At 74.3% G+C, this 19,748-nt stretch carries 18 protein-coding genes; 9 read left to right on the top strand and 9 right to left on the bottom strand.

From position 1 onward, the window contains the following. The 3 genes from ACSNOD_RS14695 to ACSNOD_RS14685 all read left to right on the top strand — a co-directional run. A partial coding sequence (locus ACSNOD_RS14695) for a phosphatase PAP2 family protein (RefSeq protein ID WP_436767340.1) occupies window positions 1-827 on the top strand: 827 nt, incomplete at its 5' end. Window positions 828-839: 12 nt separating this feature from the next. Beyond that, complete coding sequence (locus tag ACSNOD_RS14690) at window positions 840-1,586, top strand: HAD family hydrolase (RefSeq protein WP_436767341.1); 747 nt, start codon at window positions 840-842, stop codon at window positions 1,584-1,586. A 200-nt stretch (window positions 1,587-1,786) separates the two neighbouring features. Further along, window positions 1,787-2,395, top strand: a complete 609-nt coding sequence (locus tag ACSNOD_RS14685) for a TetR/AcrR family transcriptional regulator (protein ID WP_436767342.1) — start codon at window positions 1,787-1,789, stop codon at window positions 2,393-2,395. A gap of 9 nt (window positions 2,396-2,404) precedes the next feature. On the opposite strand, the gene ACSNOD_RS14680 is transcribed toward ACSNOD_RS14685, so the two are convergent. Next, on the bottom strand, window positions 2,405-3,901 hold the full coding sequence (locus tag ACSNOD_RS14680) for an LVIVD repeat-containing protein (RefSeq protein WP_436767343.1): 1,497 nt from the start codon (window positions 3,899-3,901) through the stop codon (window positions 2,405-2,407). Between the two features lie 230 nt (window positions 3,902-4,131). Between ACSNOD_RS14680 and ACSNOD_RS14675 the strand changes: the two genes are divergently transcribed. Further along, window positions 4,132-4,857 (top strand): DUF305 domain-containing protein, encoded by a 726-nt coding sequence (locus ACSNOD_RS14675; protein WP_436767344.1) that lies wholly within the window; start codon window positions 4,132-4,134, stop codon window positions 4,855-4,857. A 73-nt stretch (window positions 4,858-4,930) separates the two neighbouring features. Then, window positions 4,931-6,322 (top strand): FAD-dependent oxidoreductase, encoded by a 1,392-nt coding sequence (locus tag ACSNOD_RS14670; protein ID WP_436767345.1) that lies wholly within the window; start codon window positions 4,931-4,933, stop codon window positions 6,320-6,322. Window positions 6,323-6,359: 37 nt separating this feature from the next. Here the strand turns inward: ACSNOD_RS14670 and ACSNOD_RS14665 are convergent, their stop codons facing one another. Next, window positions 6,360-6,719, bottom strand: a complete 360-nt coding sequence (locus tag ACSNOD_RS14665) for an ArsR/SmtB family transcription factor (RefSeq protein ID WP_436767346.1) — start codon at window positions 6,717-6,719, stop codon at window positions 6,360-6,362. 255 nt (window positions 6,720-6,974) lie between these two features. On the opposite strand from ACSNOD_RS14665, the gene ACSNOD_RS14660 reads away from it, so the two are divergent. Both ACSNOD_RS14660 and ACSNOD_RS14655 read left to right on the top strand, forming a co-directional pair. Beyond that, window positions 6,975-7,919 carry an FG-GAP repeat domain-containing protein gene (locus tag ACSNOD_RS14660; protein ID WP_436767347.1) on the top strand — a complete coding sequence of 315 codons (945 nt, stop codon included), beginning with the start codon at window positions 6,975-6,977 and terminating at the stop codon, window positions 7,917-7,919. Window positions 7,920-8,118: 199 nt separating this feature from the next. Beyond that, complete coding sequence (locus ACSNOD_RS14655) at window positions 8,119-9,216, top strand: NADH:flavin oxidoreductase/NADH oxidase (protein ID WP_436767348.1); 1,098 nt, start codon at window positions 8,119-8,121, stop codon at window positions 9,214-9,216. A gap of 1,316 nt (window positions 9,217-10,532) precedes the next feature. Here ACSNOD_RS14655 and ACSNOD_RS14650 read toward each other — a convergent pair. Both ACSNOD_RS14650 and ACSNOD_RS14645 read right to left on the bottom strand, forming a co-directional pair. Continuing rightward, entirely contained in the window at window positions 10,533-11,630 is a 1,098-nt protein-coding gene (locus ACSNOD_RS14650) for an NADH:flavin oxidoreductase/NADH oxidase (RefSeq protein ID WP_436767348.1), read from the bottom strand. A gap of 199 nt (window positions 11,631-11,829) precedes the next feature. Further along, complete coding sequence (locus ACSNOD_RS14645; protein ID WP_436767347.1) at window positions 11,830-12,774, bottom strand: FG-GAP repeat domain-containing protein; 945 nt, start codon at window positions 12,772-12,774, stop codon at window positions 11,830-11,832. A gap of 255 nt (window positions 12,775-13,029) precedes the next feature. Here ACSNOD_RS14645 and ACSNOD_RS14640 point away from each other — a divergent pair, with 255 nt between their 5' ends. Continuing rightward, window positions 13,030-13,389, top strand: coding sequence for an ArsR/SmtB family transcription factor (locus ACSNOD_RS14640; RefSeq protein WP_436767346.1), 360 nt, complete (start codon window positions 13,030-13,032; stop codon window positions 13,387-13,389). Between the two features lie 37 nt (window positions 13,390-13,426). Here ACSNOD_RS14640 and ACSNOD_RS14635 read toward each other — a convergent pair whose 3' ends face one another. Both ACSNOD_RS14635 and ACSNOD_RS14630 read right to left on the bottom strand, forming a co-directional pair. Further along, window positions 13,427-14,818, bottom strand: a complete 1,392-nt coding sequence (locus ACSNOD_RS14635; protein ID WP_436767345.1) for an FAD-dependent oxidoreductase — start codon at window positions 14,816-14,818, stop codon at window positions 13,427-13,429. Window positions 14,819-14,891: 73 nt separating this feature from the next. Continuing rightward, window positions 14,892-15,617, bottom strand: a complete 726-nt coding sequence (locus ACSNOD_RS14630) for a DUF305 domain-containing protein (protein ID WP_436767344.1) — start codon at window positions 15,615-15,617, stop codon at window positions 14,892-14,894. A 230-nt stretch (window positions 15,618-15,847) separates the two neighbouring features. On the opposite strand from ACSNOD_RS14630, the gene ACSNOD_RS14625 reads away from it, so the two are divergent. Then, entirely contained in the window at window positions 15,848-17,344 is a 1,497-nt protein-coding gene (locus tag ACSNOD_RS14625; protein ID WP_436767343.1) for an LVIVD repeat-containing protein, read from the top strand. Between the two features lie 9 nt (window positions 17,345-17,353). Here ACSNOD_RS14625 and ACSNOD_RS14620 read toward each other — a convergent pair whose 3' ends face one another. The 3 genes from ACSNOD_RS14620 to ACSNOD_RS14610 all read right to left on the bottom strand — a co-directional run. Next, window positions 17,354-17,962 carry a TetR/AcrR family transcriptional regulator gene (locus ACSNOD_RS14620; protein WP_436767342.1) on the bottom strand — a complete coding sequence of 203 codons (609 nt, stop codon included), beginning with the start codon at window positions 17,960-17,962 and terminating at the stop codon, window positions 17,354-17,356. Between the two features lie 200 nt (window positions 17,963-18,162). Continuing rightward, entirely contained in the window at window positions 18,163-18,909 is a 747-nt protein-coding gene (locus tag ACSNOD_RS14615) for an HAD family hydrolase (RefSeq protein ID WP_436767341.1), read from the bottom strand. A 12-nt stretch (window positions 18,910-18,921) separates the two neighbouring features. Next, window positions 18,922-19,748, bottom strand: an 827-nt coding sequence (locus ACSNOD_RS14610) for a phosphatase PAP2 family protein (RefSeq protein WP_436767340.1), incomplete at its 5' end; no start/stop codon positions are given.

The raw sequence follows: 19,748 nt of genomic DNA, 5'->3' as shown, positions 1-19,748 counted from the left end.
GCTCTTTCGCCTGCGCGGGAACGCCGCCGCCCCTCTCGTCCGACGCCTCGCCGGACCGCCCCGCGCCGGCCCGTCCCGAGCCGCGGCCGGCCCCCGCCGTCCCGGCGACGGCCGGTGTCGCCGGGGCCCTCTTCGGCCTGCTGCTCGCGCTGGTGGCGGTCGAATGGGCGCCGCTGATGTCCCTGGACCACACCGTCGCGGACCGGCTGCACCGGGTGGCGCACGCCCACCCCGGCTGGACCCGGGCCAACCGCGTGCTGACCGACTGGGTGTGGGACCCGTGGGCCATGCGCGCCCTCACGGCGCTGACGGTGGGGGTCCTGCTGTGGCGCGGGGCGCGCCGTACGGCGCTGTGGCTGGGCGCGTGGGCCATCGGCGCCGGGCTCGTCCAGCAGCTCTTCAAGTGGCTGGTCGACCGCGCCCGGCCGACCTGGCCGGAGCCGCTGGACACCGCGAACTTCGCCGCCTTTCCGTCCGGGCACGCCATGACGGCGGCGTTCACCTGCTGTCTGCTGCTGTGTCTGGTGCCGGCCCGGGGCACGCGCGGCACGTCGGCACGGCACGGCACGACGGCGCGGCGCGGCACACCGGGGCAGCGTGGCGCGACGGCCGTACGCGGCGGCCGCGGGCCGTGGTGGGCCGCGGCCGCCGGCCTCGCGGTGGTCTCGGTCCTGGGCGTCGGCTTCACCCGCGTCTACCTGGGGGTGCACTGGTTCACGGACGTGCTGGGCGGCTGGCTGCTGGGGGTGGCGCTGGCCGCCGCGGCGCTGTGGTGGCGGCCCGGCCGGCGCGCGGGCGGCCCCTTGCCCGGCCCCCGCCGACCGTGAAGGATCGCCGCCATGGCGATCAAGGGTGTGCTCTTCGACTTCTCCGGGACCCTGCTGCGCGTCGAGCCGGTCGAGTCCTGGCTCCGTACCGCGCTGGACCGCTGCGGCATCACCGTGCCGCCGGAGGAACGGGCGCGCTGGGCCGAGCGGCTGGCGGAGGCCGGCGCACTGCCCGGCGGTTCCTCGCCGCGGACCATGCCGCCCCATCTGGCCCCGCTGTGGGAGGCCCGGGACCGCTCGGCCGATCTGCACCGCCGCACCTATGTGGGGCTGGCGCGCGAGGCCGGGCTGCCCTGGCCCGAGCTGTACGACCCGCTGTACGAGCGGCACATGGAGCCGGACGCGTGGCACCCGTACCCGGACACCGTGGAGGTGCTGCGCGGGCTGCGGGAGCGCGGGGTGGGCGTGGCGGTGGTGAGCAACATCGGCTGGGACCTGCGGCCGGTCTTCCGCCGGCACGGGCTGGACGGTTACGTGGACGCGTATCTGCTGTCGTACGAGTACGGCGCGCAGAAGCCCGATCCGCGGATCTTCGCGGCGGCGTGCGCGGCGCTGGGGCTGGACCCGGCCGACGTCCTGATGGTGGGGGACGACACCCGGGCGGACGCGGGGGCCGCGGCGATCGGCTGCGCGGTGCGCTTCGTGGAGCACCTGCCGGTGGAGCGGCGCCCCGCCGCGCTGCGGCCGGTCCTCGATCTCCTCGACGGAGAGGGGGGCGACAGCGCGGGTGGGGACAGCGGCGGCGGCCGGGGCGACTGACCGGCCGGGCCCGCGCCGGGCGGCGCACGGGTCGTCGGCCGAGAGGGGCGGCGGCGTTCCCGCGCAGGCGAAAGAGCCGTCTCGGACGATCCCCCGCGTCGCCCGAGACGGCGTCGCGCCCGGCATCGCCCTGCTCAGGGCGGGCGCCGGCGACTCACTGAGTATATTGGCTCGGAGCCAGTCAACGCAGGAGTTACAGCATGTCCCCGCGCAGCGCATCGGTCAATGAAGAGTTGCGCCGACGTTCCCGCGAACGCCTGCTCCAGGCGACGGTCGATCTCGTGGGAGAGCGCGGCTACGAGGCGACCACCCTGGCGGACATCGCCGATCGGGCGGGCTCGGCACGCGGGCTGGTGTCGTACTACTTCCCGGGCAAGCGGCAGTTGCTCCAGTCGGCCGTGCACCGGCTGATGCATCTGACCCTGGCGGAAGCACTGGAGCGCGAGCCGCGCACGGAAGACGGCCGGGAGCGGCTCGCGCGCGCCATCGACGCGATTCTCGGACTGGCGCGCGACCGGCCCGTGCTGATGCGCACGCACATGGCGGGCATCCTCCAGGCCGAGGGTTTCGTGCAGTGCCCCGAGCAGCAGCGGCTGGCCGCGCTGCTGCGGGACACCGTGGTGCGCTACGGCTCCGCCGACCCCGACACCGACTACCCGCTGCTGCGCGCCCTGTTGATGGGCGCGGTGGTGGCGGTGCTGCTGCCGGGCGCGCCGATGCCGCTGGTGCGGCTGCGCCGCGAGCTGTTCCAGCGGTACGGGCTGGACTGGGAGGCGGGGGTCCCGCCGCCCGCCGTGGAGCAGCGGTGAGGACCCGGTCTACGGGTGCGCGCGGTAGTCGGGCTGCGTCTGGACGTTCAGTTCCCGCATCCGCACCCACTGCGCGCCGTCGGTGCGCCGGTCGTCGATCCTCAGCACGTCGAGGCCCTTGACCATGTCGTTCGAGTAGATGTGGCCGTTGTAGTAGTAGGCCGACCAGGCACCGCCGCCGACGGCGGTGTCGGCGGAGAGCGGTCCGCGCTCGAAGTAGCCGATCTCCCTCGGCCGGGCGGAGTCGGTGAACTCCCAGACGGAGACGCCGCCCTGGTACCACGCCTGCACCATGATGTCGCGGCCCTTGACCGGGATCAGCGAGCCGTTGTGCGCCACGCAGTTCTCGGTGTCGGCCTGGTGCCGGGGGATCTTGTAGTAGCTGCGGAAGACCAGTTCGCGCCGGTCGCCCTTGCCGACGATGTCGTAGATGCCGTCGGCGCCGCGCTCGGGGCCGGTCTCGGCGTTGCAGGTGGCGGCGCCGCCACCGCCGAGCTCGTCGGTGAAGACGACCTTGTCGCCGCGCTCGTTGAAGGTGGCCGAGTGCCAGAAGGCGAAGTTGACGTTGTCCTGCACCCGGTCGAGGACGCGGGGGTGCTCCGGCCGGGAGACGTCCATCAGGATGCCGTCGCCCATGCAGGCGCCGGCGGCCAGCCGCAGCTTGGGGTAGACGGTGATGTCATGGCAGCCGGTGGTCGCGGAGACGCCGGGGTTCACCGGTCCGCCGGGGTTGCCGCCGTCCGGGAAGAGCACCGGGAACCCGACGACCGCGGCCCGCTCGGGCTCCGCGCGCGGCACCTTGATGACGGAGATGCCGTCGTGCGGCGGCCGGCAGTCGGGGAACGCCTCGCTGGGCGAGTAGGAGGAGACGTAGACGTAGACGTCCCGCCGCTCGGGCAGCAGCGTGTGGGTGTGGGAGCCGCACGCGGTCTCGACGGCGGCCACGTACCGCGGGTTGCGCTTGTCGCTGATGTCGAAGATCTTCACGCCCTCCCAGGAGGACTTCTCCGTCGCCGGCTGGCTGGTGCTGGCGCAGGAGTCGTCGCTGCGGGAGGAGTCGGTCGACAGGAAGAGCAGGTCGCCGGAGACCGAGACGTCGTTCTGGGCGCCCGGGCAGAGCACCTGGCTGACGGTGCGGGGGGCGGCGGGGTTGCCGATGTCGAAGATCCGGAAGCCGTCGTAGTTGCCGGCGAAGGCGTAGCGGCCCTGGAAGGCGAGGTCGGAGTTGGTGTCCCGGAGGGCGTCCTTGGGGACGTTGGCGAGCGGCTCGACGTTGCGGCTGTGCACGATCTGGTCCACGCCGGGCACCTCGCCGCGGGCGATGGCGGCCCGGGTCTTCGCCGCCACCTCCTGCGACACCCGCTCGCGCGGGGGCGGGGTGTCACCGGGGTCGGGGATGGCCGCCGCGGGGCCGGCCGTCAGCAGGGTGGCGACCAGGCCGCAGACGGCCGCGGCGGCGGCCAGCCGTCTTCTGGGCCGGCCTCGGGGGTGATGCGACGACGTCACTGCGTTCTCCCTCGGGTCCGTTCGAAAGGGACGGGAAACGAGCGGTGGAGCGCCTGTCGCGGTGGCCCGGCCGGGCGCGCGACGCCTGGCAGTATCGCCCTTCGCATGTACACACCAACAGAGTGCGGCCACCATGAAGCGGAGGTTTTCCCGTTGGGTTGAGCGCCGCGGCCCGAGCGCGGTGCTCAGCGTTCCCGTGTGTCACAGGAGGCCCTGTGTTCCACCGCCGCATGACAACCCCGGCCCGTACGACCCGTGCTCCCCAGGCTCCCCGGCCCGGCCGGACCGCCGCCGTGGCGCTGGCCGCCGCCCTGGCGGCGGTGCTCGGCGGCTGCACGGAGCCGGAGCGGTCGGCGGCCGGGAGCCGGACGGAGTCCGTGGTGGCCCCCGGCCGGCCCGGGGAGGCGGCCCGCACGCTCTCCCCCGCCGAGGCGGCGAAGCGGCGCGGGAGCGACGCGCCCAACGCGGCCGACGTGGCGTACGCCCACGCGATGATCGAGCACCACCGGCAGGCGCTGGTGATGACCGCGCTGGCCCCGGAGCGGGCCGCGGCCACGGGCGTACGACGGATCGCGGAGCGGATCGCCGCGGCCCAGCGACCGGAGATCACGGCGATGGAGGGGTGGCTGACGACGCACGCCAAGGCGGGAGCCGCGGTCGGCGGTTCGGGGCAGTCCCACGGCGGTTCCGGGCCGCACCACGGCGCCGGCGCGGGCGGGCACGGCGCGATGCCCGGCATGGCCACCGAGGCGCAGCTCGCGGAGCTGCGGCAGGCGCGCGGGGCGGCGTTCGACGCGCTCTTCCTGAAGCTGATGATCACGCATCACCAGGGGGCGGTCACGATGGCCACGGAGGTCCTCACGGACGGGAACCACGTCCTGATCGAAGAGATGGCGAACGATGTGATCGCGCAGCAGACGAGCGAGATCGGCCGGATGCGGGCGATGGCGCGGTGACCCGCGTACGGGGGGCTGGGGCGGACACCGTCGCGGTGCGATGCTGGAAGCACCCCGCGGAAGGAGCTCCGCCGTGCTTCGCGTCGCAGTCGTCGGCTCCGGGCCGAGCGGTGTCTACACCGCCCAGTCCCTCGTGGAGCAGAGCGCCGTGCCCGTCCAGGTGCACGTCCTGGACCGGCTGCCCTGCCCGTACGGCCTGGTGCGCTACGGCGTCGCCCCCGACCACGAGAAGATCAAGTCCCTGCAGCGCAATCTGCGCGCCGTGCTGGAGCACCCCGGCGTGACGTTCCTGGGCAATGTCCGGGTCGGCGCGGACGGCATCGCCCCGGAGCGGCTGCGCGAGCTGTACCACGCGGTCGTCTACTGCGTGGGCGCGGCCACCGACCGGCGGCTCGGCATCCCGGGCGAGGACCTGCCCGGCAGCTTCTCCGCCACGTCGTTCGTCTCCTGGTACAGCGCCCACCCCGACGCCGCCCCCGCCGGCTTCGTGCTCGGCGCCGAGTCCGCGGTCGTCATCGGGGTCGGCAACGTGGCCGTGGACGTGGCGCGCGTGCTGGCCCGCGGGGCCGAGGAACTGCGGCCCACGGACGTGCCGGACGCGGCGCTCGCGGCGCTGGCGGACAGTCGCGTGCGGGACGTGCACATGATCGGCCGGCGCGGCCCCTCCCAGGCGAAGTTCACCACCAAGGAGCTGCGCGAGCTCGGCGAACTGCCCGGCGCCGACGTGCTGGTGCGCGCCGAGGAGCTGGCCCTCGACCCGTACACGGCCGATCCGTCGGCCCTGCCCGCCGCGAACCGGCGCAATGTCGAGGTGCTGCGCGGCTGGGCGGGCCGGGCGCCGACGGGCCGGCCGCGCCGCATTCATCTGCGGTTCTTCCTGCGGCCGGTGGCGCTGCTCGGGGGCGACGGCCCGGACGGCGAGGGCGGGGGGCACGGCCCGGTCCGCGCCGTACGGTGCGAGCGCACCGAGCCGGACGGCCGCGGCGGGGTGCGCGGCACGGGGGTGTACGAGGAGATCGAGGCCCAGTTGGTGCTGCGCTCCGTCGGCTACCGGGGGGTTCCGGTGCCCGGCCTCCCGTTCGACGCGGAGCGCGGCACGGTGCCGCACGCGGCGGGGCGGGTGCTGCGGGACGGCCGGCCCTCGCCCGGGGAGTACGTGGCGGGGTGGATCAAGCGCGGCCCCACGGGGGTGATCGGCACGAACCGGCCCTGCGCGAAGGAGACGGCCGGTTCGGTGCTCGCGGACGCGGGGCTGCTGCTGGCGCGGGCGGTGCCGGACGATCCGCGCCCGGCGCTGCGCGGGCTGGGTCAACGGCCCGTGGAGTGGTCGGGCTGGCTGGGCATCGAGGCGGCGGAGGCGGCGCTGGGGCGCGCGCTGGGCCGCTCCACGGTGAAGATCGCGGACTGGGAGGGGCTGTTGGCGGCGGCGGGGGGTGACGCGGCGGGGGTACGGGACCGGGCGTGAGGCCGGTCCGTCGCTGTCGCGCGGGCGCGGCGGAACGTCAGTGCTCGCCGAGCCGCCCGGCCTCGCGCCGCGCGGCGTCCAGCACGTGGTCGAGCAGCCCCGGGAAGAGCGCGTCGAGGTCGTCCCTGCGCAGGCCGTTCAGCTTGGCGGTGCCGCGGTAGACCTGCCGAATCACGCCGCTCTCCCGCAGCACCCGGAAGTGGTGCGTACAGGTCGACTTGGTGACCGGCAGCTCGAAGGCGGAGCAGGCCAGCTCCTCCGACGTGGTGTCCAGCGCGCGCACCACGCGCAGCCGCATGGGGTCGGACAGCGCGTGCAGCACGCCTTCCAGGCGGATCTCCGCGCGGGCGGGGTGCGGAAGGGTGCGCGGGGCGGTCTGCGTGGCCACGGAGGGCATCTCCTCTGCTGGGACGGGCGTCCGCGCCGGCGGTCGTCCGCGGGCGATCCCCCCATGGTACGAGGGTCCTCGTATTTCACCATGGCCGGCGAACCGACGTCCGTGCTCGCGGTGGTGGCCACCCCGCCCGAGGCCCGGCGGCTTGATCCGCTTAATATCGGATGATCTACGGCGATCTCATGACATCACCATGAGATCTCCGCGGCGGGCCCGCCCGGCGCCCGCCGTACCACCCTGCCATCGGGAGATACACACGTGGCCTTCCTTTCCGGCCGTCCGACCCTGCGCGGCCTCGGCCGTCTCGCCTCCGCGGCGCTCGCCGCCGCCCTCGTGGGCACCGCCGCCGGCCCGGCCCTGGCCGACACCGCGGAGCCGGGGGCCTCGGCCCTGCTGAGGAGCGCCGAGGCGGCCGGCGCGCAGGCCGCCCCGCGCGCCGCGGGCGGACAGCAGCCGACCGGCGACGCGCCCCGGTTCGCCCTGAACGGCATCGACAAGTCCGGCATGCTCTTCCTGCACTGGCCGGACGGCGCGGGCGGCTTCGAGCCCCGCGAGGAAATCGTCGACTTCGGCTTCGCCAAGACCGGCGCGGACGTCGACAACGACCGCGACGGCTACTCCGACGGCCACTTCACCTGGAACCTCGACGGCGACCTCAGCTTCACCTACCGGACCGGGTTCGTGCAGAACGAGACCCGGACGATCGGCGGCGGCTGGAACATCTACCCCAAGGTGCTGGCCCCCGGCGACCTGGGCGGCGCCAAGGAGTACGACATCATGGCCGTCGACACGGCCGGTGTGATGTGGACCTATCTCGCCTACCCCAACGGCGATGTGACGCCGCGGGTGCGGATCGGCTCCGGCTGGGACGCGTACACCCACCTCTCCGGCAAGGGCGACCTCACCGGTGACGGCCGCACCGACATCGTCGCCAAGGACGCCAAGGGCGACCTCTACCTCTACAAGGGCACCGGCGACTACAAGGCGCCCTTCGAGCCGCGGGTCAAGGTCGGCTGGGGCTACAACCTCTACAACGCCCTCGTCTCGACCGGCGACGTGGACGGCGACGGCCGCAACGACCTGCTCGCCCGCGAGGCGGGCGGCGACCTGTACCTCTACCGGGGCACCGGCAACGCGTCCGACCCCTTCGAGTCCCGGGTCAAGGTCGGCTGGGGCTACGACACGTACCGCGTGATGTTCTGAGCCGCACCGCTTCATTTTCCGACGCCGGCCGCGTTCCCGATCCGGGGGCGCGGCCGGCGCGTTGCCAGACCCTCTGTTGTACGACGTGCTTCGTATTTCGAGGATGTACGTAGTACGGTGTCTCACGTACTAAGCGAGATCGACGCGCCGTCGTTCCCGCCGTGCCAGGCATCAGGCATCAGGTGAAACGGAGTTCATGGTGAGCACCCTCTTCGAGCCCTACACCCTGCGGTCGCTGACGATCCCCAACCGCCTCTGGATGGCGCCGATGGACCAGTACAGCGCGGAGGCTTCCGGGCCGGACGCCGGTGTCGCCAACGACTGGCACCTGGCCCACTACGGCGCGCGGGCCACCGGCGGCACGGGGCTCATCCTCGTGGAGGCCACGGCCGTCTCCGCCGAGGGCCGGATCAGCCCCTGGGACCTGGGGCTGTGGCACGACCACCAGATCGCGGGGCTGCGCCGGATCGCCTCCTTCCTGGCCGCCCAGGGCACGGTCCCCGGCATCCAACTCGCCCACGCCGGGCGCAAGGCGTCCACCGACAGCCCCTGGCGGGGCGGCGGCCCGGTCGGCCCCGACACCCACGGCTGGCAGCCCGTGGGCCCCAGCCCGGTCCCGTACGGCGACGGGCACCCCGTCCCGACCGAGCTGACGGTCGAGCGGATCAAGGAGATCGTCCAGGAGTTCGCCGACGCCGCCCGCCGCGCCCACGAGGCCGGCTTCCGGGTCGTCGAGATCCACGGCGCGCACGGCTATCTGATCGGTCAGTTCCTCTCCCCGCACAGCAACCACCGCACCGACGAGTACGGCGGCTCCTTCGAGAACCGCATACGGTTCGCCCTCGAGGTGGTCGACGCGATCCGCGCCGAGTGGCCGGAGGAACTCCCGCTGTTCTTCCGCGTCTCCGCGACCGACTGGCTCACGGAGAACCCCGAGGACGAGCGCGAGGGCTGGACCGCGGACGACACGGTCCGCCTCGCCCGTGAGCTGCGCGCCCACGGCGTGGATCTGCTCGACGTCTCCACCGGTGGGCTCGCCCCCGGGGCGCGGATACCCGTCGGGCCCGGCTACCAGGTTCCGTTCGCCGAGCGCGTCAAGGTGGAGACCGGGCTGCCGGTCGCGGCCGTCGGCCTCATCACGGAGCCGATGCAGGCGGAGAAGATCCTGGCCGGCGGCCAGGCGGACGCGGTGCTCCTCGGGAGGGAGTTGCTGCGCGACCCCTCGTTCGCGCGGCGGGCCGCGCGCGACCTGAACGCGGCTGCGGCTACGCCGCGGCAGTACGCCTGGGCCATCTGACCCCCCTGCGGGGGGCCACCGGGCTTTCCCCCCACCGGCGATGGCATGGCCCTCCGGGCGGGTCTTCCCGCGCCTTCAGCCGGGGCAAAGGCCCGCCCCTTTGGGGCGGGGGGTGGGGGTTGCGGTCGTGCGCTCTGTCCGTGGGTAGGTCGGTGCCGCACCGGGGTACCGGGTGCCCTCCCGGCGGGGGTCGGTGCCGCACCGGGGTACGGAGTGCCCTCCGGGCGGGTTCGCGCGACGACCGGGGTCACGTTGCCTGTCACGTGGGCGCCACAAGCGTCTGCCCGCGCCTTCGGGGCGGACCACACCCATCCCCCGGCCGAAGGCCGGGGAAAAGTTCCCGCCCCTCCGGGGCGGGAGAGGGGGGTCGCGCCGCAGGCCGGGGATCTTTGCCCGCGCCTTCGGCGCGGGGATGGTTGGTTGCGGTCGTGCGCTCTGTCCGTGCGGGGGTCGGTGCCGCACCGGGGTACCTCCTCGGCGGCGCACCGTGCGGGTTGTTTCTTCGGCTCCCCCTGGGAGCATGTGCGCCGCGCTGCGGGGGCACCCCGCTACGTCCCCTCCGGCCGGTTGGGGCGCACAAAGCGGGTGGGGGCTCGCGCTCCCTGAGTGCCGGGTGCCGGGCTGATGCGCGACCTGCTGTCCGTAGGACGGCTCCGGCTTCGCCGGAGAAAAGAAAACCGGCGGGGAGCCGAGGTGCGGCGGCAACCACCCATGGTTTTCCACCCCCCACCGCGGGCGCGCCGCCATGCCGGGCCGGAGGGGACGTGGCGGGGTGCCCCCGCAGCGCGGCGCACATGCTCCCAGGGGGAGCCGAAGAAACAACCCGCACGGTGCGCCGCCGAGGAGGTACCCCGGTGCGGCACCGACCCCCGCACGGACAGAGCGCACGACCGCAACCAACCATCCCCGCGCCGAAGGCGCGGGCAAAGATCCCCGGCCTGCGGCGCGACCCCCCTCTCCCGCCCCGGAGGGGCGGGAACTTTTCCCCGGCCTTCGGCCGGGGGATGGGTGTGGTCCGCCCCGAAGGCGCGGGCAGACGCTTGTGGCGCCCACGTGACAGGCAACGTGACCCCGGTCGTCGCGCGAACCCGCCCGGAGGGCACTCCGTACCCCGGTGCGGCACCGACCCCCGCCGGGAGGGCACCCCGTACTCCGGTGCGGCACCGACCCCCGCACGGACAGAGCGCACGACCGCAACCCCCACCCCCCGCCCCAAAGGGGCGGGCCTTTGCCCCGGCTGAAGGCGCGGGAAGACCCGCCCGGAGGGCCATGCCATCGCCGGTGGGGGGAAAGCCCGGTGGCCCCCCGCAGGGGGGTCAGATGGCCCAGGCGTACTGCCGCGGCGTAGCCGCAGCCGCGTTCAGGTCGCGCGCGGCCCGCCGCGCGAACGAGGGGTCGCGCAGCAACTCCCTCCCGAGGAGCACCGCGTCCGCCTGGCCGCCGGCCAGGATCTTCTCCGCCTGCATCGGCTCCGTGATGAGGCCGACGGCCGCGACCGGCAGCCCGGTCTCCACCTTGACGCGCTCGGCGAACGGAACCTGGTAGCCGGGCCCGACGGGTATCCGCGCCCCGGGGGCGAGCCCACCGGTGGAGACGTCGAGCAGATCCACGCCGTGGGCGCGCAGCTCACGGGCGAGGCGGACCGTGTCGTCCGCGGTCCAGCCCTCGCGCTCGTCCTCGGGGTTCTCCGTGAGCCAGTCGGTCGCGGAGACGCGGAAGAACAGCGGGAGTTCCTCCGGCCACTCGGCGCGGATCGCGTCGACCACCTCGAGGGCGAACCGTATGCGGTTCTCGAAGGAGCCGCCGTACTCGTCGGTGCGGTGGTTGCTGTGCGGGGAGAGGAACTGACCGATCAGATAGCCGTGCGCGCCGTGGATCTCGACGACCCGGAAGCCGGCCTCGTGGGCGCGGCGGGCGGCGTCGGCGAACTCCTGGACGATCTCCTTGATCCGCTCGACCGTCAGCTCGGTCGGGACGGGGTGCCCGTCGCCGTACGGGACCGGGCTGGGGCCCACGGGCTGCCAGCCGTGGGTGTCGGGGCCGACCGGGCCGCCGCCCCGCCAGGGGCTGTCGGTGGACGCCTTGCGCCCGGCGTGGGCGAGTTGGATGCCGGGGACCGTGCCCTGGGCGGCCAGGAAGGAGGCGATCCGGCGCAGCCCCGCGATCTGGTGGTCGTGCCACAGCCCCAGGTCCCAGGGGCTGATCCGGCCCTCGGCGGAGACGGCCGTGGCCTCCACGAGGATGAGCCCCGTGCCGCCGGTGGCCCGCGCGCCGTAGTGGGCCAGGTGCCAGTCGTTGGCGACACCGGCGTCCGGCCCGGAAGCCTCCGCGCTGTACTGGTCCATCGGCGCCATCCAGAGGCGGTTGGGGATCGTCAGCGACCGCAGGGTGTAGGGCTCGAAGAGGGTGCTCACCATGAACTCCGTTTCACCTGATGCCTGATGCCTGGCACGGCGGGAACGACGGCGCGTCGATCTCGCTTAGTACGTGAGACACCGTACTACGTACATCCTCGAAATACGAAGCACGTCGTACAACAGAGGGTCTGGCAACGCGCCGGCCGCGCCCCCGGATCGGGAACGCGGCCGGCGTCGGAAAATGAAGCGGTGCGGCTCAGAACATCACGCGGTACGTGTCGTAGCCCCAGCCGACCTTGACCCGGGACTCGAAGGGGTCGGACGCGTTGCCGGTGCCCCGGTAGAGGTACAGGTCGCCGCCCGCCTCGCGGGCGAGCAGGTCGTTGCGGCCGTCGCCGTCCACGTCGCCGGTCGAGACGAGGGCGTTGTAGAGGTTGTAGCCCCAGCCGACCTTGACCCGCGGCTCGAAGGGCGCCTTGTAGTCGCCGGTGCCCTTGTAGAGGTAGAGGTCGCCCTTGGCGTCCTTGGCGACGATGTCGGTGCGGCCGTCACCGGTGAGGTCGCCCTTGCCGGAGAGGTGGGTGTACGCGTCCCAGCCGGAGCCGATCCGCACCCGCGGCGTCACATCGCCGTTGGGGTAGGCGAGATAGGTCCACATCACACCGGCCGTGTCGACGGCCATGATGTCGTACTCCTTGGCGCCGCCCAGGTCGCCGGGGGCCAGCACCTTGGGGTAGATGTTCCAGCCGCCGCCGATCGTCCGGGTCTCGTTCTGCACGAACCCGGTCCGGTAGGTGAAGCTGAGGTCGCCGTCGAGGTTCCAGGTGAAGTGGCCGTCGGAGTAGCCGTCGCGGTCGTTGTCGACGTCCGCGCCGGTCTTGGCGAAGCCGAAGTCGACGATTTCCTCGCGGGGCTCGAAGCCGCCCGCGCCGTCCGGCCAGTGCAGGAAGAGCATGCCGGACTTGTCGATGCCGTTCAGGGCGAACCGGGGCGCGTCGCCGGTCGGCTGCTGTCCGCCCGCGGCGCGCGGGGCGGCCTGCGCGCCGGCCGCCTCGGCGCTCCTCAGCAGGGCCGAGGCCCCCGGCTCCGCGGTGTCGGCCAGGGCCGGGCCGGCGGCGGTGCCCACGAGGGCGGCGGCGAGCGCCGCGGAGGCGAGACGGCCGAGGCCGCGCAGGGTCGGACGGCCGGAAAGGAAGGCCACGTGTGTATCTCCCGATGGCAGGGTGGTACGGCGGGCGCCGGGCGGGCCCGCCGCGGAGATCTCATGGTGATGTCATGAGATCGCCGTAGATCATCCGATATTAAGCGGATCAAGCCGCCGGGCCTCGGGCGGGGTGGCCACCACCGCGAGCACGGACGTCGGTTCGCCGGCCATGGTGAAATACGAGGACCCTCGTACCATGGGGGGATCGCCCGCGGACGACCGCCGGCGCGGACGCCCGTCCCAGCAGAGGAGATGCCCTCCGTGGCCACGCAGACCGCCCCGCGCACCCTTCCGCACCCCGCCCGCGCGGAGATCCGCCTGGAAGGCGTGCTGCACGCGCTGTCCGACCCCATGCGGCTGCGCGTGGTGCGCGCGCTGGACACCACGTCGGAGGAGCTGGCCTGCTCCGCCTTCGAGCTGCCGGTCACCAAGTCGACCTGTACGCACCACTTCCGGGTGCTGCGGGAGAGCGGCGTGATTCGGCAGGTCTACCGCGGCACCGCCAAGCTGAACGGCCTGCGCAGGGACGACCTCGACGCGCTCTTCCCGGGGCTGCTCGACCACGTGCTGGACGCCGCGCGGCGCGAGGCCGGGCGGCTCGGCGAGCACTGACGTTCCGCCGCGCCCGCGCGACAGCGACGGACCGGCCTCACGCCCGGTCCCGTACCCCCGCCGCGTCACCCCCCGCCGCCGCCAACAGCCCCTCCCAGTCCGCGATCTTCACCGTGGAGCGGCCCAGCGCGCGCCCCAGCGCCGCCTCCGCCGCCTCGATGCCCAGCCAGCCCGACCACTCCACGGGCCGTTGACCCAGCCCGCGCAGCGCCGGGCGCGGATCGTCCGGCACCGCCCGCGCCAGCAGCAGCCCCGCGTCCGCGAGCACCGAACCGGCCGTCTCCTTCGCGCAGGGCCGGTTCGTGCCGATCACCCCCGTGGGGCCGCGCTTGATCCACCCCGCCACGTACTCCCCGGGCGAGGGCCGGCCGTCCCGCAGCACCCGCCCCGCCGCGTGCGGCACCGTGCCGCGCTCCGCGTCGAACGGGAGGCCGGGCACCGGAACCCCCCGGTAGCCGACGGAGCGCAGCACCAACTGGGCCTCGATCTCCTCGTACACCCCCGTGCCGCGCACCCCGCCGCGGCCGTCCGGCTCGGTGCGCTCGCACCGTACGGCGCGGACCGGGCCGTGCCCCCCGCCCTCGCCGTCCGGGCCGTCGCCCCCGAGCAGCGCCACCGGCCGCAGGAAGAACCGCAGATGAATGCGGCGCGGCCGGCCCGTCGGCGCCCGGCCCGCCCAGCCGCGCAGCACCTCGACATTGCGCCGGTTCGCGGCGGGCAGGGCCGACGGATCGGCCGTGTACGGGTCGAGGGCCAGCTCCTCGGCGCGCACCAGCACGTCGGCGCCGGGCAGTTCGCCGAGCTCGCGCAGCTCCTTGGTGGTGAACTTCGCCTGGGAGGGGCCGCGCCGGCCGATCATGTGCACGTCCCGCACGCGACTGTCCGCCAGCGCCGCGAGCGCCGCGTCCGGCACGTCCGTGGGCCGCAGTTCCTCGGCCCCGCGGGCCAGCACGCGCGCCACGTCCACGGCCACGTTGCCGACCCCGATGACGACCGCGGACTCGGCGCCGAGCACGAAGCCGGCGGGGGCGGCGTCGGGGTGGGCGCTGTACCAGGAGACGAACGACGTGGCGGAGAAGCTGCCGGGCAGGTCCTCGCCCGGGATGCCGAGCCGCCGGTCGGTGGCCGCGCCCACGCAGTAGACGACCGCGTGGTACAGCTCGCGCAGCCGCTCCGGGGCGATGCCGTCCGCGCCGACCCGGACATTGCCCAGGAACGTCACGCCGGGGTGCTCCAGCACGGCGCGCAGATTGCGCTGCAGGGACTTGATCTTCTCGTGGTCGGGGGCGACGCCGTAGCGCACCAGGCCGTACGGGCAGGGCAGCCGGTCCAGGACGTGCACCTGGACGGGCACGGCGCTCTGCTCCACGAGGGACTGGGCGGTGTAGACACCGCTCGGCCCGGAGCCGACGACTGCGACGCGAAGCACGGCGGAGCTCCTTCCGCGGGGTGCTTCCAGCATCGCACCGCGACGGTGTCCGCCCCAGCCCCCCGTACGCGGGTCACCGCGCCATCGCCCGCATCCGGCCGATCTCGCTCGTCTGCTGCGCGATCACATCGTTCGCCATCTCTTCGATCAGGACGTGGTTCCCGTCCGTGAGGACCTCCGTGGCCATCGTGACCGCCCCCTGGTGATGCGTGATCATCAGCTTCAGGAAGAGCGCGTCGAACGCCGCCCCGCGCGCCTGCCGCAGCTCCGCGAGCTGCGCCTCGGTGGCCATGCCGGGCATCGCGCCGTGCCCGCCCGCGCCGGCGCCGTGGTGCGGCCCGGAACCGCCGTGGGACTGCCCCGAACCGCCGACCGCGGCTCCCGCCTTGGCGTGCGTCGTCAGCCACCCCTCCATCGCCGTGATCTCCGGTCGCTGGGCCGCGGCGATCCGCTCCGCGATCCGTCGTACGCCCGTGGCCGCGGCCCGCTCCGGGGCCAGCGCGGTCATCACCAGCGCCTGCCGGTGGTGCTCGATCATCGCGTGGGCGTACGCCACGTCGGCCGCGTTGGGCGCGTCGCTCCCGCGCCGCTTCGCCGCCTCGGCGGGGGAGAGCGTGCGGGCCGCCTCCCCGGGCCGGCCGGGGGCCACCACGGACTCCGTCCGGCTCCCGGCCGCCGACCGCTCCGGCTCCGTGCAGCCGCCGAGCACCGCCGCCAGGGCGGCGGCCAGCGCCACGGCGGCGGTCCGGCCGGGCCGGGGAGCCTGGGGAGCACGGGTCGTACGGGCCGGGGTTGTCATGCGGCGGTGGAACACAGGGCCTCCTGTGACACACGGGAACGCTGAGCACCGCGCTCGGGCCGCGGCGCTCAACCCAACGGGAAAACCTCCGCTTCATGGTGGCCGCACTCTGTTGGTGTGTACATGCGAAGGGCGATACTGCCAGGCGTCGCGCGCCCGGCCGGGCCACCGCGACAGGCGCTCCACCGCTCGTTTCCCGTCCCTTTCGAACGGACCCGAGGGAGAACGCAGTGACGTCGTCGCATCACCCCCGAGGCCGGCCCAGAAGACGGCTGGCCGCCGCCGCGGCCGTCTGCGGCCTGGTCGCCACCCTGCTGACGGCCGGCCCCGCGGCGGCCATCCCCGACCCCGGTGACACCCCGCCCCCGCGCGAGCGGGTGTCGCAGGAGGTGGCGGCGAAGACCCGGGCCGCCATCGCCCGCGGCGAGGTGCCCGGCGTGGACCAGATCGTGCACAGCCGCAACGTCGAGCCGCTCGCCAACGTCCCCAAGGACGCCCTCCGGGACACCAACTCCGACCTCGCCTTCCAGGGCCGCTACGCCTTCGCCGGCAACTACGACGGCTTCCGGATCTTCGACATCGGCAACCCCGCCGCCCCCCGCACCGTCAGCCAGGTGCTCTGCCCGGGCGCCCAGAACGACGTCTCGGTCTCCGGCGACCTGCTCTTCCTGTCGACCGACTCCTCCCGCAGCGACGACTCCTGCGCCAGCACCAGCCAGCCGGCGACGGAGAAGTCCTCCTGGGAGGGCGTGAAGATCTTCGACATCAGCGACAAGCGCAACCCGCGGTACGTGGCCGCCGTCGAGACCGCGTGCGGCTCCCACACCCACACGCTGCTGCCCGAGCGGCGGGACGTCTACGTCTACGTCTCCTCCTACTCGCCCAGCGAGGCGTTCCCCGACTGCCGGCCGCCGCACGACGGCATCTCCGTCATCAAGGTGCCGCGCGCGGAGCCCGAGCGGGCCGCGGTCGTCGGGTTCCCGGTGCTCTTCCCGGACGGCGGCAACCCCGGCGGACCGGTGAACCCCGGCGTCTCCGCGACCACCGGCTGCCATGACATCACCGTCTACCCCAAGCTGCGGCTGGCCGCCGGCGCCTGCATGGGCGACGGCATCCTGATGGACGTCTCCCGGCCGGAGCACCCCCGCGTCCTCGACCGGGTGCAGGACAACGTCAACTTCGCCTTCTGGCACTCGGCCACCTTCAACGAGCGCGGCGACAAGGTCGTCTTCACCGACGAGCTCGGCGGTGGCGGCGCCGCCACCTGCAACGCCGAGACCGGCCCCGAGCGCGGCGCCGACGGCATCTACGACATCGTCGGCAAGGGCGACCGGCGCGAACTGGTCTTCCGCAGCTACTACAAGATCCCCCGGCACCAGGCCGACACCGAGAACTGCGTGGCGCACAACGGCTCGCTGATCCCGGTCAAGGGCCGCGACATCATGGTGCAGGCGTGGTACCAGGGCGGCGTCTCCGTCTGGGAGTTCACCGACTCCGCCCGGCCGAGGGAGATCGGCTACTTCGAGCGCGGACCGCTCTCCGCCGACACCGCCGTCGGCGGCGGTGCCTGGTCGGCCTACTACTACAACGGCCACATCTACTCGAACGACATGGTCAAGGGCCTCGACGTGCTGAGGATCGACGACCGGCGCACCGACGGCGCGCAGTGGGTGCGGATGCGGGAACTGAACGTCCAGACGCAGCCCGACTACCGCGCGCACCCGTAGACCGGGTCCTCACCGCTGCTCCACGGCGGGCGGCGGGACCCCCGCCTCCCAGTCCAGCCCGTACCGCTGGAACAGCTCGCGGCGCAGCCGCACCAGCGGCATCGGCGCGCCCGGCAGCAGCACCGCCACCACCGCGCCCATCAACAGGGCGCGCAGCAGCGGGTAGTCGGTGTCGGGGTCGGCGGAGCCGTAGCGCACCACGGTGTCCCGCAGCAGCGCGGCCAGCCGCTGCTGCTCGGGGCACTGCACGAAACCCTCGGCCTGGAGGATGCCCGCCATGTGCGTGCGCATCAGCACGGGCCGGTCGCGCGCCAGTCCGAGAATCGCGTCGATGGCGCGCGCGAGCCGCTCCCGGCCGTCTTCCGTGCGCGGCTCGCGCTCCAGTGCTTCCGCCAGGGTCAGATGCATCAGCCGGTGCACGGCCGACTGGAGCAACTGCCGCTTGCCCGGGAAGTAGTACGACACCAGCCCGCGTGCCGAGCCCGCCCGATCGGCGATGTCCGCCAGGGTGGTCGCCTCGTAGCCGCGCTCTCCCACGAGATCGACCGTCGCCTGGAGCAGGCGTTCGCGGGAACGTCGGCGCAACTCTTCATTGACCGATGCGCTGCGCGGGGACATGCTGTAACTCCTGCGTTGACTGGCTCCGAGCCAATATACTCAGTGAGTCGCCGGCGCCCGCCCTGAGCAGGGCGATGCCGGGCGCGACGCCGTCTCGGGCGACGCGGGGGATCGTCCGAGACGGCTCTTTCGCCTGCGCGGGAACGCCGCCGCCCCTCTCGGCCGACGACCCGTGCGCCGCCCGGCGCGGGCCCGGCCGGTCAGTCGCCCCGGCCGCCGCCGCTGTCCCCACCCGCGCTGTCGCCCCCCTCTCCGTCGAGGAGATCGAGGACCGGCCGCAGCGCGGCGGGGCGCCGCTCCACCGGCAGGTGCTCCACGAAGCGCACCGCGCAGCCGATCGCCGCGGCCCCCGCGTCCGCCCGGGTGTCGTCCCCCACCATCAGGACGTCGGCCGGGTCCAGCCCCAGCGCCGCGCACGCCGCCGCGAAGATCCGCGGATCGGGCTTCTGCGCGCCGTACTCGTACGACAGCAGATACGCGTCCACGTAACCGTCCAGCCCGTGCCGGCGGAAGACCGGCCGCAGGTCCCAGCCGATGTTGCTCACCACCGCCACGCCCACCCCGCGCTCCCGCAGCCCGCGCAGCACCTCCACGGTGTCCGGGTACGGGTGCCACGCGTCCGGCTCCATGTGCCGCTCGTACAGCGGGTCGTACAGCTCGGGCCAGGGCAGCCCGGCCTCGCGCGCCAGCCCCACATAGGTGCGGCGGTGCAGATCGGCCGAGCGGTCCCGGGCCTCCCACAGCGGGGCCAGATGGGGCGGCATGGTCCGCGGCGAGGAACCGCCGGGCAGTGCGCCGGCCTCCGCCAGCCGCTCGGCCCAGCGCGCCCGTTCCTCCGGCGGCACGGTGATGCCGCAGCGGTCCAGCGCGGTACGGAGCCAGGACTCGACCGGCTCGACGCGCAGCAGGGTCCCGGAGAAGTCGAAGAGCACACCCTTGATCGCCATGGCGGCGATCCTTCACGGTCGGCGGGGGCCGGGCAAGGGGCCGCCCGCGCGCCGGCCGGGCCGCCACCACAGCGCCGCGGCGGCCAGCGCCACCCCCAGCAGCCAGCCGCCCAGCACGTCCGTGAACCAGTGCACCCCCAGGTAGACGCGGGTGAAGCCGACGCCCAGGACCGAGACCACCGCGAGGCCGGCGGCCGCGGCCCACCACGGCCCGCGGCCGCCGCGTACGGCCGTCGCGCCACGCTGCCCCGGTGTGCCGCGCCGCGCCGTCGTGCCGTGCCGTGCCGACGTGCCGCGCGTGCCCCGGGCCGGCACCAGACACAGCAGCAGACAGCAGGTGAACGCCGCCGTCATGGCGTGCCCGGACGGAAAGGCGGCGAAGTTCGCGGTGTCCAGCGGCTCCGGCCAGGTCGGCCGGGCGCGGTCGACCAGCCACTTGAAGAGCTGCTGGACGAGCCCGGCGCCGATGGCCCACGCGCCCAGCCACAGCGCCGTACGGCGCGCCCCGCGCCACAGCAGGACCCCCACCGTCAGCGCCGTGAGGGCGCGCATGGCCCACGGGTCCCACACCCAGTCGGTCAGCACGCGGTTGGCCCGGGTCCAGCCGGGGTGGGCGTGCGCCACCCGGTGCAGCCGGTCCGCGACGGTGTGGTCCAGGGACATCAGCGGCGCCCATTCGACCGCCACCAGCGCGAGCAGCAGGCCGAAGAGGGCCCCGGCGACACCGGCCGTCGCCGGGACGGCGGGGGCCGGCCGCGGCTCGGGACGGGCCGGCGCGGGGCGGTCCGGCGAGGCGTCGGACGAGAGGGGCGGCGGCGTTCCCGCGCAGGCGAAAGAGC

It is taken from the genome of Streptomyces sp. URMC 123, assembly GCF_051386515.1.
Lineage (GTDB): Bacteria > Actinomycetota > Actinomycetes > Streptomycetales > Streptomycetaceae > Streptomyces.
This window is presented reverse-complemented; position numbering and strand designations above follow the sequence as displayed.

Excerpts from the sequence above, each read along its gene's own strand:
- ACSNOD_RS14690 (WP_436767341.1), top strand. The coding sequence starts at position 840 with ATGGCGATCAAGGGTGTGCTCTTCGACTTCTCCGGGACCCTGCTGCGC.
- ACSNOD_RS14685 (WP_436767342.1), top strand. The coding sequence starts at position 1,787 with ATGTCCCCGCGCAGCGCATCGGTCAATGAAGAGTTGCGCCGACGTTCC.
- ACSNOD_RS14675 (WP_436767344.1), top strand. The coding sequence starts at position 4,132 with ATGACAACCCCGGCCCGTACGACCCGTGCTCCCCAGGCTCCCCGGCCC.
- ACSNOD_RS14665 (WP_436767346.1), bottom strand. The coding sequence starts at position 6,719 with ATGCCCTCCGTGGCCACGCAGACCGCCCCGCGCACCCTTCCGCACCCC.
- ACSNOD_RS14640 (WP_436767346.1), top strand. The coding sequence starts at position 13,030 with ATGCCCTCCGTGGCCACGCAGACCGCCCCGCGCACCCTTCCGCACCCC.
- ACSNOD_RS14630 (WP_436767344.1), bottom strand. The coding sequence starts at position 15,617 with ATGACAACCCCGGCCCGTACGACCCGTGCTCCCCAGGCTCCCCGGCCC.
- ACSNOD_RS14620 (WP_436767342.1), bottom strand. The coding sequence starts at position 17,962 with ATGTCCCCGCGCAGCGCATCGGTCAATGAAGAGTTGCGCCGACGTTCC.
- ACSNOD_RS14615 (WP_436767341.1), bottom strand. The coding sequence starts at position 18,909 with ATGGCGATCAAGGGTGTGCTCTTCGACTTCTCCGGGACCCTGCTGCGC.